The sequence below is a fragment of the Citrobacter sp. CtB7.12 genome (assembly GCF_001297795.1).
Classification (GTDB): Bacteria; Pseudomonadota; Gammaproteobacteria; order Enterobacterales; family Enterobacteriaceae; genus Citrobacter_A; species Citrobacter_A amalonaticus.
The window spans coordinates 54,367-68,197 of sequence record NZ_LIFT01000010.1 but is presented as its reverse complement, the minus strand read 5'-3'; the positions used below and the strand labels follow the sequence as shown (position 1 = coordinate 68,197).

At 53.1% G+C, this 13,831-nt stretch carries 14 protein-coding genes; 6 read left to right on the top strand and 8 right to left on the bottom strand.

The annotated features are described in order from the left end of the window. The first annotated feature begins 236 nt into the window (after window positions 1-236). Window positions 237-1,265, top strand: coding sequence for an HTH-type transcriptional regulator GalR (gene galR, locus AOY24_RS13995; protein WP_042999464.1), 1,029 nt, complete (start codon window positions 237-239; stop codon window positions 1,263-1,265). A 13-nt stretch (window positions 1,266-1,278) separates the two neighbouring features. Further along, window positions 1,279-2,292, top strand: coding sequence for a LacI family DNA-binding transcriptional regulator (locus AOY24_RS13990; RefSeq protein WP_054176872.1), 1,014 nt, complete (start codon window positions 1,279-1,281; stop codon window positions 2,290-2,292). Window positions 2,293-2,397: 105 nt separating this feature from the next. Here the strand turns inward: AOY24_RS13990 and lysA are convergent, their stop codons facing one another. Next, window positions 2,398-3,660: a diaminopimelate decarboxylase gene (lysA, locus tag AOY24_RS13985; RefSeq protein ID WP_054176839.1), complete on the bottom strand. Its 1,263-nt coding sequence runs from the start codon at window positions 3,658-3,660 to the stop codon at window positions 2,398-2,400. A 117-nt stretch (window positions 3,661-3,777) separates the two neighbouring features. Between lysA and AOY24_RS13980 the strand changes: the two genes are divergently transcribed. Continuing rightward, the gene (locus AOY24_RS13980; RefSeq protein ID WP_042999462.1) at window positions 3,778-4,713 is read left to right on the top strand and encodes a LysR family transcriptional regulator; all 936 of its coding nucleotides are present in this window, start codon (window positions 3,778-3,780) and stop codon (window positions 4,711-4,713) included. On the opposite strand, the gene AOY24_RS13975 is transcribed toward AOY24_RS13980, so the two are convergent. Continuing rightward, window positions 4,700-5,392 carry an aspartate/glutamate racemase gene (locus AOY24_RS13975; RefSeq protein ID WP_044254171.1) on the bottom strand — a complete coding sequence of 231 codons (693 nt, stop codon included), beginning with the start codon at window positions 5,390-5,392 and terminating at the stop codon, window positions 4,700-4,702. The two genes, AOY24_RS13980 and AOY24_RS13975, sit on opposite strands and share 14 nt — an antisense overlap. Before the next feature lie 138 nt (window positions 5,393-5,530). Here AOY24_RS13975 and AOY24_RS13970 point away from each other — a divergent pair, with 138 nt between their 5' ends. Then, window positions 5,531-5,857 carry a cupin domain-containing protein gene (locus tag AOY24_RS13970; RefSeq protein ID WP_042999460.1) on the top strand — a complete coding sequence of 109 codons (327 nt, stop codon included), beginning with the start codon at window positions 5,531-5,533 and terminating at the stop codon, window positions 5,855-5,857. Between the two features lie 58 nt (window positions 5,858-5,915). Here AOY24_RS13970 and kduD read toward each other — a convergent pair whose 3' ends face one another. The 4 genes from kduD to AOY24_RS13950 all read right to left on the bottom strand — a co-directional run bounded on the left by kduD (window position 5,916) and on the right by AOY24_RS13950 (window position 10,125). Continuing rightward, window positions 5,916-6,677, bottom strand: coding sequence for a 2-dehydro-3-deoxy-D-gluconate 5-dehydrogenase KduD (gene kduD, locus AOY24_RS13965; protein WP_042288962.1), 762 nt, complete (start codon window positions 6,675-6,677; stop codon window positions 5,916-5,918). 55 nt (window positions 6,678-6,732) lie between these two features. Further along, the gene (gene kduI, locus AOY24_RS13960) at window positions 6,733-7,569 is read right to left on the bottom strand and encodes a 5-dehydro-4-deoxy-D-glucuronate isomerase (protein WP_042288966.1); all 837 of its coding nucleotides are present in this window, start codon (window positions 7,567-7,569) and stop codon (window positions 6,733-6,735) included. 390 nt (window positions 7,570-7,959) lie between these two features. Further along, window positions 7,960-9,138 (bottom strand): acetyl-CoA C-acetyltransferase, encoded by a 1,179-nt coding sequence (locus AOY24_RS13955; protein ID WP_054176838.1) that lies wholly within the window; start codon window positions 9,136-9,138, stop codon window positions 7,960-7,962. A gap of 111 nt (window positions 9,139-9,249) precedes the next feature. Next, the gene (locus AOY24_RS13950) at window positions 9,250-10,125 is read right to left on the bottom strand and encodes a LysR family transcriptional regulator (protein ID WP_044254164.1); all 876 of its coding nucleotides are present in this window, start codon (window positions 10,123-10,125) and stop codon (window positions 9,250-9,252) included. A gap of 101 nt (window positions 10,126-10,226) precedes the next feature. Here AOY24_RS13950 and AOY24_RS13945 point away from each other — a divergent pair, with 101 nt between their 5' ends. After that, window positions 10,227-10,682 carry a multidrug/biocide efflux PACE transporter gene (locus tag AOY24_RS13945; protein ID WP_044327635.1) on the top strand — a complete coding sequence of 152 codons (456 nt, stop codon included), beginning with the start codon at window positions 10,227-10,229 and terminating at the stop codon, window positions 10,680-10,682. A 141-nt stretch (window positions 10,683-10,823) separates the two neighbouring features. Beyond that, window positions 10,824-12,053 carry an amino acid permease gene (locus AOY24_RS13940; RefSeq protein ID WP_042999455.1) on the top strand — a complete coding sequence of 410 codons (1,230 nt, stop codon included), beginning with the start codon at window positions 10,824-10,826 and terminating at the stop codon, window positions 12,051-12,053. A 29-nt stretch (window positions 12,054-12,082) separates the two neighbouring features. On the opposite strand, the gene AOY24_RS13935 is transcribed toward AOY24_RS13940, so the two are convergent. Both AOY24_RS13935 and AOY24_RS13930 read right to left on the bottom strand, forming a co-directional pair. Then, complete coding sequence (locus AOY24_RS13935) at window positions 12,083-12,553, bottom strand: hypothetical protein (RefSeq protein ID WP_044254160.1); 471 nt, start codon at window positions 12,551-12,553, stop codon at window positions 12,083-12,085. Continuing rightward, window positions 12,540-13,334 (bottom strand): winged helix-turn-helix domain-containing protein, encoded by a 795-nt coding sequence (locus AOY24_RS13930; RefSeq protein WP_054176837.1) that lies wholly within the window; start codon window positions 13,332-13,334, stop codon window positions 12,540-12,542. Before AOY24_RS13930 ends, AOY24_RS13935 begins: the two co-directional genes overlap by 14 nt. Window positions 13,335-13,831 lie beyond the last annotated feature (497 nt).

Here is a 13,831-nt window from a genome sequence, read left to right as displayed (position 1 = left end):
CACCTATCAATACCTCTGGGATCTCAACTTTATCAAGCTGCCAGGAAGCGTCGCCAGCGAACAATCGCAACAGCCCTTCGCAAAGTGTAACTAATGGTTTGCATCATTCGATTTTTGGCGTAATTCCAAGGATTTTGCTCACATTTGCCGCGTCGCAACAGGCAATCTGCTTGAACCAGCAGCCGTTTTCCGTAACACTGACAGAATGTAAGCGTTTACCCACAATAGGTACTGTCATGGCGACCATAAAGGATGTAGCCCGACTGGCTGGTGTATCAGTCGCCACCGTTTCCCGCGTCATCAATGATTCCCCCAAAGCCAGCGAGGCGTCGCGCCTGGCGGTGGCCAGTGCGATGGAGTCGCTCAGCTACCATCCCAATGCGAATGCGCGCGCGCTCGCGCAGCAGTCCACCGAAACGATTGGTCTGGTGGTTGGTGATGTTTCTGACCCTTTTTTCGGCGCGATGGTGAAAGCCGTCGAGCAGGTCTCCTATAACACCGGCAATTTTTTACTGATTGGCAACGGCTACCATAATGAAAAAAAAGAGCGTCAGGCAATCGAGCAGCTTATTCGTCACCGCTGCGCGGCGCTCGTCGTTCACGCCAAGATGATCCCGGATGCCGACCTGGCATCATTAATGAAGCAAATGCCCGGCATGGTGCTAATCAACCGGATCCTGCCCGGTTTCGAACAGCGCTGTGTGGCGCTGGATGACCGCTACGGCGCCTGGCTGGCGACCCGTCATCTGATCCAACAGGGCCACACGCGCATTGGCTACCTTTGCTCGAATCACTCTATTTCGGATGCGGAAGATCGTCTCAAAGGCTATTACGATGCTCTGGAAGAGAGCCATCTCCCGGTCAACGATCGCCTTGTGACGTTTGGCGAACCGGACGAAAGCGGCGGTGAGCAGGCGATGACCGAACTGTTAGGCCGCGGCAGAAACTTCACCGCGGTGGCCTGTTATAACGACTCCATGGCCGCTGGCGCGATGGGCGTGCTAAATGATAATGGTGTGGACGTCCCGGCAGAGATCTCGCTGATAGGCTTTGATGACGTGCTGGTTTCGCGCTACGTTCGTCCGCGCCTGACTACCGTGCGTTATCCTGTCGTGACGATGGCGACACAGGCCGCAGAACTGGCGCTCGCGCTGGCGGAAAAGCGCCCGCTGCCGGATGTCACCCATGTTTTCAGCCCTACCCTGGTCCGTCGCCATTCCGTGACGACGCCAGCGGAGCCGGGCAATGCGTCATCAAACGAGTAATCAGGATCGCGTCATGATAACAATGCTGGATGTTTCCCGTCGTGCCGGTGTCTCGAAAGCCACCGTTTCTCGTGTGCTGAACGGCACCGGTCAGGTCAAAGAAAGTACGCGTCAGAAAGTGTTTAAGGCGATGCAGGCGCTGGATTATCGTCCGAACTTTCTGGCCCGCTCGCTGGCGAACCGAACCAGCAACAGCATTGGGCTGGTTGTGTCGACCTTTGATGGCTTCTACTTTGGCCGCCTGCTACAGCAGGCCTCGCGGCAGACTGAATCTCACGGCAAGCAGTTGATTGTGACCGATGGTCACGATACGCCGGAGCGCGAACAAGAAGCGGTGCAGATGCTGGCCGATCGACAGTGCGACGCCATCATTCTCTACACCCGTTACATGAGCGAAAAAGCGATCCTCGCGCTGGCGGATTCGATCACGATGCCGTTGATTATCATTAACCGCGATGTCAGCCTGGCCCGCGAACGCGCCATCTTTTTTGAACAGGAAGACGCGGCATTTCAGGCGGTGGATTATCTGATTTCGCAAGGACATCGCGAGATAGCCTGTATTACCGTACCTGGACACACCCCGACCGGGAAGTCGCGTCTGATGGGCTATCGCAAGGCACTGGAAAAAAACGGTATCGACTGGGATCCGGCGAAGGTGAAATATGGTGATTCCAGCATGACGCGCGGCTATGACGCCTGTAATGAACTGTTGCAGGAAGGGGTAACGTTCAGCGCCCTGTTTGCCTGTAACGACGACATGGCGCTGGGTGCGTCGAAAGCCCTGCACCAGGCCGGGCTTAACATTCCGCACGATGTCTCGCTGTTTGGGTTTGACGATGCGCCGAGTGCAAAATGGCTTGAACCGGGATTGTCGACGGTTTATCTCCCCATCGACACAATGATCACCACAGCCATCGACCAGGCGATCCGTATGGTCAATGGCGAAGAGGTTGAACCGATCCCGCCCTTTACCGGCACGCTGGTGTTGCGTGATTCGGTCACCACCGGGCCGTATTTTAAGGCATAAATCGTAACGCTATCTGCGCAACGCAAGGCCTGATGGCGCTTCGCTTATCAGGCCTACTAACGACGGCAACTCCGCAGCGCGGATAAGCCGCCGCCCGACAAGAAATCAAAACACTTCCAGCGCCAACAGCTCTTCAATGGTCTGGCGACGGCGAATCAGTCGCGCCTGACCGTTGTCAAATAACACTTCCGGCAGCAGCGGACGGCTATTGTAGTTCGACGACATTGAGGCGCCGTAGGCACCGGTATCATGCAACACCAGATAATCGCCCGGCACCACCGCTGGCAGCGCGCGGGTTTCCACCTTGCCGCCCTCCTGCTGGGTAAAGACGTCGCCGGATTCACACAGCGGTCCTGCGACAACCGTGTCGACCCGCGGCGCGTTCTCCAGTGAACGACCATCCGCCGCCAGCGCGGTAATATGGTGATAACTGCCATACATTGCCGGGCGCATCAGATCGTTAAAGCCCGCATCCACCAGCACAAAATGACGACTGCCCATCTGCTTCACGCTGCGTACCTGAGTGACCAGCACGCCTGACTGAGCGACGAGAAAACGTCCTGGCTCAATTTCCAGCTTTACGTGATGCCCCAGATGACGGGCGATCTGCTCGCGCGCGGCATTCCACAGACCAAAGTAATGCCGGGTATCCACCGCCTCTTCGTCATCGTGATAAGGGATCGACAGACCGCCGCCGGCGGAGATCGCCTCCAGATCCTGGCCGAAATCCACCACCTGACGCACCATCGCGCCGCACACTTGCTCCAGATGACCATAGTCAACACCTGAACCTATATGCATGTGGATACCCACCAGATTCAGTTGATGGCGCTGCATCACCGCCAGCGCCTGCGGCAAATCGGTATGCCAGATACCGTGTTTGCTGTTTTCGCCGCCGGTATTGGTTTTCTGGCTGTGGCCGTGACCAAAGCCCGGATTAACGCGCAGCCAGACGCGATGGCCCGGAGAGACCTGTCCAAGCTGATCAAGCATATCAACGGAACCGGCGTTGACCGGAATGCGTAATTCGCTGACGCGGGCCAGGGTGGCGTTATCAATCACATCGGCAGTAAACACGATGTCATCCGGATGCGTTTGCGGATCATATCCCGCCGCCAGCGCACGCTCAATTTCGCCTAACGATACGGAATCCACTTTAACGCCCTGTTCACGCATTAAGCGCAGAATATGAATATTGGAACAGGCCTTCTGCGCGAAGCGCACCACATCAAACTGTTGCAGTGCCGCAATCTGACGACGGATGATCTGCGCGTCGTAAACCCAGACCGGGCAACCAAATTCGGCTGGCAACCTGAGCAGGTTTTCTGCGGTGAGATCGGTATCGGTGCAATAGAGTGAATGAGGCATAACAGGCTCCGGACATGACGTTTTTTATGATTACGCCACAGTACGAAGAGAATAAAAAATATCGTTTTATACCGACTCTATGCAAAAATGATATGGTTTTAATCCTGCGAGGTGATGATGGCTGCCGTTAACTTACGTCATATTGAAATCTTTCATGCGGTCATGACCGCCGGAAACCTGACCGAAGCCGCGCGGTTGCTGCATACGTCACAGCCCACCGTCAGCCGTGAACTGGCGCGCTTTGAAAAAGTGCTGGGATTAACGTTGTTCGAACGTACGCGCGGTCGCCTGCATCCGACGGTTCAGGGGTTGCGTCTGTTCGAAGAAGTCCAGCGATCCTGGTACGGGCTGGACAGGATCGTCAGCGCAGCGGAAAGCCTGCGGGAGTTTCGCCAGGGGGAACTGTCGATAGTCTGCCTGCCGGTCTTTTCGCAGTCGCTGCTGCCCACGTTGATTCAGCCGTTTCTCGCCCGCTATCCGGACGTCAGCCTGAATATTGTCCCGCAGGAGTCACCGCTGCTTGAAGAGTGGCTTTCTGCCCAGCGCCACGATCTGGGGTTGACGGAAACACTGCACACGCCTGCCGGTACTGAACGTACGGAGCTCTTCTCGCTTGATGAAGTCTGCGTGCTGCCGCCGGGGCATCCGCTGGCGGAAAAGTCAGTATTAACGCCGCAGGATTTTCAGGGGGAGAACTACATCAGCCTGTCGCGCACGGACAGTTACCGGCAACTGCTGGACACCCTGTTTAATGAGCACGACGTTAAACGGCGGATGGTGGTGGAGACTCACAGCGCGGCGTCAGTGTGCGCCATGGTGCGCGCCGGAGCCGGTCTTTCGGTGGTAAACCCGTTCACCGCTCTGGATTATGCGGCGAGCGGCGTAGTAGTGCGCCGTTTCAGTATTTCCGTGCCGTTTACCGTCAGCCTGGTGCGTCCCATTCACCGACCCGCCTCCGCGCTGGTCGAGGCCTTCAGCCATCATCTGCAAACCCGCCATCACCTCCTGGTGACAGCGCTGGAGCAGATCCTCGGGCCGGTTACGACAGCATAAACGTCACGGCGTCTGCGGCATGGATCGCGGCGGTGTCAAACACCGGGATCGGGCTACGCTCCACCGGCACCAACAGACCAATCTCCGTGCAGCCAAAAATGACGCCCTCAGCCCCCTGTGCCGCCAGGGCTTCAATCACTTCCACATAGTACTGACGTGACGCTTCGGTAAACTGTCCGAGGCAAAGCTCATCAAAGATGACCTGGTTGATCGTCGCCCGCGCATCCGCATCGGGTATCAGGCACTCAATGGCAAACTGTTGTTCCAGGCGGCCGCGATAAAAATCCTGCTCCATAGTGTAACGCGTTCCCAACAGCGCAACCCGGCGCATTCCCTGCGCGGAGATGACGCGCCCGGTCGCATCAGCAATGTGTAAAAAAGGCAGCGAGCAGCGCGATTCAATGGCCTCCGCCACTTTGTGCATCGTGTTGGTACATAAGACGATCCCTTCCGCCCCCGCCTGCTGCAGCCCGATCGCGGCCTGCGCAAGAATGTCTCCGGCTTTATCCCACTCACCGCGACTCTGGCACGCTTCGATCTCGTGGAAGTCAACGCTGTGCAACAGCAGACTCGCAGAATGAAGCCCACCCAGTTGTTGTTTGATCCCTTCGTTAATTAACCGGTAGTACGGGATGGTCGATTCCCAACTCATCCCACCCAACAAGCCGATCGTCTTCATTACCTGCTCCTTCATCAGTGATTTACAGCAGTGAAGCAAACTTGTGATCAAGTTTCCAGTTCATTTGATCTCCCATTTTCTTTGCCACGCACCTGAGTTAGCTTTAATGAAACATTGTTTCAAACAATAGGATCCCACATGTTTGTTTTCCATAACGAGACGACGCTTGACGATCTGGGTAATGGCGTCACTCGCCGTATCCTCGCGCATAACGGCAAACTGATGGCTGTCGAGGTTAACTTTGAGCAAGGGGCGATTGGCCCGCTGCATCACCATCCACATGAACAACTGACCTACGTGTTATCCGGTGAATTTGAATTTACTATCGGTGACGAGAAGCAGGTGGTACGCGCGGGGGATACGTTGTATAAGCAGCCAAATATCGTTCACGGCTGTGTCTGCCTGAAGCCGGGAACACTGCTGGATACCTTTACGCCGGTTCGCGAAGATTTTCTCAACGCCTGATTTCAGCAATAAAAAAACCCTGCGCGAAGGCAGGGTTTTGTCAGCAAGCGGGCGCGAATTAACGTGCCAGCCAACCACCGTCAACCGCCACGGTATAGCCGTTGATATAATCAGATGCGCTGGAGGCCAGGAAGACCACCGGCCCCATCAGATCGCTCGGCAGACCCCAACGTCCTGCCGGGATACGGTCGAGGATTTCAGCGCTACGCTGCTCATCGGCGCGCAGTTGCTGGGTATTGTTGGTCGCCATGTAACCCGGTGCAATCGCGTTGACGTTGATGTTGTGCTTCGCCCACTCATTCGCCATCAGACGGGTCACCCCCATTACGCCACTTTTGGAAGCCGTGTAAGACGGGACGCGGATACCGCCCTGGAAGGAGAGCATGGAGGCGATATTGATGATTTTGCCGCCGTTACCCTGTGCGATGAAGTGTTTGGCCGCCGCCTGAGACATAAAGAACACGCTCTTGATGTTCAGGTTCATCACGTCATCCCAGTCTTTTTCGCTGAAATTGATCGCGTCTTCGCGGCGGATCAGACCCGCGTTGTTGACCAGAATATCGATATGGCCGAACTCAGCAACCGCACGCTCCAGCAGTGCCGGGATCCCGTCGATCTGACGCAGATCGGCGGTCAGACTCAAAAAACGACGGCCCAGAGCGGTCACACGCTCGATGGTTTCGGTCGGTTCAACGATGTTAATCCCGACGATATCACAGCCCGCTTCCGCCAGACCGAGCGCCATGCCCTGGCCCAGACCGGTATCACAACCGGTCACGACAGCGACTTTACCTTCGAGAGAGAATGCATTCAAAATCATTGTAAATCCTTAGTTTTTCATACCTGTCACGGACAGGCGTTATGAGCGCCCGCGACTAACGCAGATCTTTCACCGCAACGTGGTCCATATCATCAAAGACCTGGTTTTCACCGACCATGCCCCAGATGAAGGTATAGGCTTTAGTGCCCACCCCGGAATGGATCGACCAGCTTGGCGAAATGACGGCCTGCTCGTTATGCATAACGATATGACGCGTTTCCTGAGGCTGCCCCATCATATGGAAGACACAAGTGTCTTCTTCCATATTGAAATAGAAGTACACTTCCATACGGCGTTCATGGGTGTGGCACGGCATGGTGTTCCACAGGTTGCCCGGTGCCAGTTCGGTAAGGCCCATACTCAGTTGGCAGGTTTCCAGTACATCCGGCACGAAATATTTATTGATGGTGCGGCGGTTGCTGGTGAGATTGTCACCTAATGTCACAGGCGCAACATCAGCAGGCGTCACTTTTTTGGTGGGATACGTGGTATGCGCCGGTGCGCAGTTATAATAGAACTTGGCTGGCGTTGCGCTATCGACGCTGGCGAAAACCACTTCTTTCGCCCCTTTGCCAACATACAGCGCATCGCGGTGGCCGATCTCATAGCATTGACCGTCGACGGTGATAGTGCCCGCGCCGCCGATGTTGATCACACCCAGTTCTCGACGTTCCAGAAAATAGGTTACGCCAAGCTGTTTACCGACTTCACCGCCAACGGAGACCGTTTTTGCCACCGGCATAATTCCACCGACGATGATGCGGTCAATGTGGCTGTAAACCATCGTGTATTCGTCAGCCACGAACACTTTCTCAACCAAAAACTCCTTGCGTAGCCCCTGGGTATCCAGTGTTTTGGCGTGCGCGCTGTGAATACTTTGTCTTACGTCCACATTTACCTCCAGTGATGTACTGAGCGGGAATCCCTCAACGGAGAGCGAAACGCTGTTCCGTTTTACGTTATGCGCCCATGATAGTCTTCCGGGGATCCGTTTTCAATTACAAATAAAACATCGTTTCACTTTTTCTGCGTCTTATTATCAAAAGTGTAATTCCGATCACGATCGATTCATTCCGTGATTAAGATCAGGAGGAAAATGGTATAGAAAAACAAGGAAATAGGCGTTATCCCTAAGTTTGCGATGCCCTGACTTGCGGGTAAATGGCTGTCAGTTCATTCGCTTAACGCGAAAATAAGAAGGAAGGAGAAACAAAACGCAGCCATGCCGCCACGATTATCGTGCGGCATAACGGGGGGAGTGAAGAGGAGAGAAAAAGAGGCGTTAATCGCGCTCAATGGCTAACGCCACGCCTTGCCCGCCGCCAATGCACAGCGTTGCCAGACCTTTGCGGGCATTACGTTTGACCATTTCGTGAACCAGAGAAACCAGAATACGACAGCCGGAAGCGCCAATCGGGTGACCAAGGGCAATCGCGCCGCCGTTGACGTTCACCCGTCGCTCGTCCCATTCCAGCATTTTGCCAACCGAAAGCGCCTGGGCGGCAAACGCCTCATTTGCTTCAATGAGATCCACATCGGCCAGTTGCCAGCCGACCCGCTCCAGACAACGGCGAGTGGCATACACAGGGGCGATCCCCATCAACGCAGGATCCACGCCGACGCTGGCAAAGGCGCGGATGCGCGCCAGCACAGGCAGGTTCAACTCCAGCGCTTTGGACTCGCTCATCATCATTACCGCTGCCGCGCCATCATTTATAGAAGAGGCATTGCCGGCGGTTACCGCCCCCTGCAGTTCAAACGCCGGATCCAGACGCGCCAGGCCTTCTGCGCTGGCATCCGTACGCGGCTGCTCATCGGTATCAATGATCACGGTTTGCCCATTACGCTGGGTGGTGACCGGGACGATTTCCGCTTTAAAGCGACCAGCATCGATGGCCGCGCGTGCCTTTTGCTGTGAACTGAGCGCATACGCATCCTGCAGTTCCCGGCTGATGCCATATTCACGCGCCAGATTCTCTGCGGTCACACCCATATGATAATCATTGAAGGCATCCCACAGGCCGTCGTGTACCAGGCTGTCGACGAGCTGGCTGTTGCCCAGTTGCGCGCCGGTTCGGCTGTCGGTGAGTACATGTGGCGCACGGCTCATGTTCTCTTGCCCACCGGCAATCACAATATCCGCTTCACCGCACTGGATCGCCTGCGTGGCAAGATGCAGCGCTTTCAGCCCCGAGCCGCAGACGTCGTTAATGGTGATAGCAGAAACCGTGTTCGGTAATCCCCCTTTGATCGCTGACTGACGCGCCGGGTTTTGTCCCGCCCCCGCCGTCAACACCTGTCCGAGGATCACTTCATCAACGGCATGCGCATTCACGCCGCTGCCTTCAATCAACGCTTTGACCACCATACTGCCCAGTTCAACGGCAGAATGACGCGCCAGCGTCCCCTGAAAACAACCAATTGGCGTACGCAACGCCCCGACGATCACCACCTCTTTCATTACGACCTCAGCGCAAAATAACACCGCAATAGTAGAGGATTGTTAAAAATAGTTATCCTGATTGTTTAAGAAAGGTGAGTTTTATCACAAAGGAAATCGTTATCACGCCTCTCAGCCCGGGACACTGCCTTGCTGTAAATGGTATCTCAGCCAACTCCCTGCCACACCGGGCGGGGATTTTTTGTTCCAGAGCAGATCGATGGCGATCGCTTTCGGCCATCCCGGGACAGCCAGTTGCACCAGCGGTTTTTCCGCCGCGAACTCCTCCACCAGTGCACACGGAAGCGCGCACCAGCCAAACCCCTGTACCGCCATACTCAACAACAACAAATAGTTCGGCGCAGACCAGACCGGGCCGCGGGCAAGCTGGGCACCATGGTCGATATAGGTGTTAAGGCGCAATTCACGCCAGGTATGCAGTTGATCCCATTGCAGTTTCTTCTCTTTCGCCAGCGGATGGGACGCGGCAACGTAAAGTCCCATCCACGTTTGCATCGGCAAGCGCGTCGCACCGATATCGGTGGGATAGTGGTCTCTGGCTTCAATCAAACCAACCTGCGCCCGCTCTTTTTGCAGCAGATCGATAACGTCCACATCCTCACCAATCAGACATTCAAATTCGGTATGTGGAAACTGGCGATCAAACTGCACCATCAGTTCCTCCAGCACGTCGGGGTGTAACGTGTCGGAGAGCACAAACGTCAGACGCGCTTCGGTTTCGCCAGCCAGCGAAAGCGCCACCTCATCGAGACGTTCGCTGGCCGACAGAATCGCCTGAACGTAACCAAGTACTTTCTTGCCTTCTTCCGTTAGCACCGGCTGACGCGAAGAGCGGTCAAAAAGCGAAACGCCAAGATCGGCTTCAAGGTGAGCGATCGCCGTGCTAATGGTGGACTGACTTTTCCGCAGTCTGCGTGCCGCCGCCGAGAAAGAGCCACAGGAAACGGTCTCGACAAATGCGGTTAAGGCTTCAGGTGAGTAACGCATGAACTATCTACTTTATCGATGGATACTATCTTTTAGATATCACATAAAACGATAAAATTCCCCCTATTCCGTTATCCGGGCGTTTTCAAGAAAGGTAAGTTATGCAACACAATGCAGTTCAACGTCGTTCATTACTGGAGCGTGTCTTTCACGCCGTCTGTTTTGAAGGGATCGCTACGGCGATCCTGGCTCCCACCACGGCCTGGTTGATGCAACGATCGGTGCTGGAAATGGGCGGACTGACGATCCTGCTGGCGACCACGGCGATGATCTGGAACATCATCTACAACGCGCTGTTTGACCGTTTCTGGCCTTCACATCTGGTGACACGAACGGCGAAAGTGCGTGCGTTTCACGCGCTGGGGTTTGAAAGCGGCTTTATCGTCATCGGCGTGAGTATCGTGGCGTATGTGCTGAACGTTAGCCTGATACAGGCCTTTACGCTGGAGATCGGCTTCTTCCTGTTCTTCCTGCCCTACACCATGTTCTATAACTGGGCTTATGACACGTTGCGCGTACGCTTTGTGAGGCGTCGCGAACCGCACGTGACTGCTTGATAACTCACACTTTTGCCGGAATCCACGCGGTTCCGGCAAGACCTGTTGCCCCCCTTCTCCCGTTCAGTCCTCACGCCCACCCGCTCATTTATGGTAAATTGCGCTTCTTTTTGTTTATTTTATAGTTGATACGTTCAAGAAATGTCGAAAATTTGGTCAAAAGAAGAGACGCTCTGGAGCTTTGCGTTATATGGAACTGCCGTGGGCGCAGGAACCCTGTTTCTCCCCATCCAGCTTGGCTCCGCGGGCGCGATTGTCCTGTTTGTCACCGCTCTGGTCGCCTGGCCTCTCACATACTGGCCGCATAAAGCGTTATGTCAGTTCATTCTCTCGTCGAAAACCTCTGCGGGAGAAGGGATCACCGGTGCAGTGACGCACTATTACGGTAAGAAGATCGGCAGCCTGATTACCACGCTGTACTTTATTGCCTTTTTCGTGGTGGTTCTGATTTATGCCGTCGCCATTACCAACTCCCTGACAGAACAGCTCGCCCGCTATCTTGAGATTAGCCTCGGCATCCGCATGGGAGTCAGCCTTGGCGTGGTATTGATCCTGAACCTGATTTTCCTGATGGGCCGCCATGCGACCATACGAGTGATGGGCTTTTTGGTGTTCCCGCTGATCGCTTACTTCCTGTTTCTCTCGCTATATCTGACCGGCAGTTGGCAACCCTCTTTGCTTACCGGACAAATGGCGTTCGATCAGCACACGCTGCATCAGGTATGGATATCAATTCCGGTGATGGTTTTTGCTTTTAGCCATACGCCTATTATCTCTACGTTTGCCATCGACAGACGTGAGAAATATGGTGAGCTGGCCATGGGTAAATGCAAAAAAATCATGAAGGTAGCGTATCTTATCATCTGCTTAAGCGTGCTGTTCTTCGTCTTTAGCTGCCTGCTGTCGATTCCGCCATCGTACATCGAAGCCGCTAAAAATGAAGGTGTCACCATTCTTTCGGCCTTATCCATGATGCCTGCCGCCCCGGCGTGGCTCTCGATTTCAGGTATCATCGTCGCCGTGGTGGCGATGTCGAAATCCTTTCTCGGCACCTACTTTGGCGTCATCGAAGGGGCAACCGAGGTGGTCAAAACTGGTCTGCAACAGGTTGGGGTGAAGAAAAGCCGGGCCTTTAACCGCGCCCTGTCGATCATGATGGTATCGACCATCACCTTTATTATCTGCTGCATCAATCCGAATGCGATCTCGATGATTTACGCCATCAGCGGGCCGCTCATTGCCATGATTTTGTTCATTATGCCGACCCTGTCGACATACCTGATCCCGGCGTTAAAACCGCACCGCTCGTTCGGCAATCTGGTCACCCTGATTGTCGGCCTGCTGTGCGTGTCCGTGATGTTCCTTGGCTAATACTGGCGTAAACGGCTCGTCCGGGCCGTTTACTCACTACTACGGCATAATAACGAAGGGGCGCCAACCGTCGTAAAGGCCCACCCTTCCCGATAGCGTTTAATCGATAGCGAGAAAGAAGCGCGCTCAGTGAGATAAAGCGCAGGCAACGAACGGTATCCTTTGTTCACCTCTAAATTGTCGCTCGGAAACCGCACGAGGTTATTGGTGCTGATAATATAGTTGTCACGAACCTTATAATAGGTGAAATACACAATCCGGCTAATTTTAAACTTTTTATTTTGCGGCGTATGCAAATCACCGGTAATGGTGACGATCCCCTGATTATTTTGCATTTGATAGGCTACATCCCCCCGAAACTCCTCATTATTAATTTCCCATACCACACGCCCCTCGCAATCAATATTATTTTTGCTTTTATGTGCATACCAGAACCCCACACCGGCCAGGGTTACTATTACCACTAATACAATGAAGATAACTATTTTAGTTTTTATCATTAATTGAATACCAGGTCGTACATTTTGTTAGAGGATGTTCCCTTATATCCAACTGACAAGCAATTGCCGCAATATTTTTCGCGCTGCTCATTCCTGAGAGATAGACATAGTTATGATTCTGACAGATATCCGGGTGTCTCGTCAGGAATACCGTATAGCGAGTATTAAAGGTACTTTTGCTTTTCATTAACAGGGTACAGGATGAAAAGGAGACAGAGTCAACAATGGCATAGGAAGAGAACAGCGATTCGGCCGTCGGATATAAAAAGCCAAAAGAAACGCTGACACCGATCAGCAATGCCGACAGTAAAATAGCCCCCATCTTTAGTGTTGTTCTTGAAGGCCGTAATTTAAGCGCTACCGCTGTCAGAGCAGGCCATACAGGCTCCCCCGTGCTCTCGCTCTCTTCCACATTATCAACCGATTCCGTCTCCGTACGTTGAATCTCTGCGGTGATCATCATACCCCGCCGGGCGACGGTTCTAATCAGGTCGCGCGGCAACCCAACCTCCGATAATGCATTTCTGAGCATGAGCACCGTCTGATATAACGTATTGACAGAGGTAATAGTGTTTTTATCACCCCAACCAATCTTTACGAGCTGGGCTTGCGGAATAACAACCCCACAATTTGTAAGGAGATATAAAAGGATGAAACTCGCAGGGTTTTGAAGAATGACAGTTTTTTGCGTATTTTTATTCGTCAGACTTCTGTCACCCGGGTGAAAGTCAACCAGGTTATTAATTGTGTATACTGTAGTGTGTGTGTACTTCTCAAACACTGTGTGCGTTCTCGCATTTACATGATGAATGTCATGCTACAAAAATCTTATACAGAGATCACTAAATATATAATAGATATGTTTGGACGCTCATAACCTACAAACAAAAATTCTTATAAATCAATACACTTCAATCTGAAAAAGATCAGGTGTTCTTAATTAAGACCATTTTAGGTGCGTTATCACTCAGCACTCATTATTATAGTTTCACGTTTAAAAAGCGGACAAACAGATAAATAGCATTACTTAATAAAAGACAATAGCATTGTTACAATTTTTTCAGAGAATTTAACATAAGATCAACTTTTTGCCATTAATGCCATTTAGCGATAAAACTTAAACATTTTTGCAATATAGATTTTCCTGGTGGTTGTTACAAAATTCCTGGAGGCTTTTTTTCATGCTTCCTCAACGGAACAATGACCCCGCCAGAAACCTGAATTGATACAGAGGTAAACCCCTTAAAAAATTCGTGATTAAGAATAATAGCAATAAAT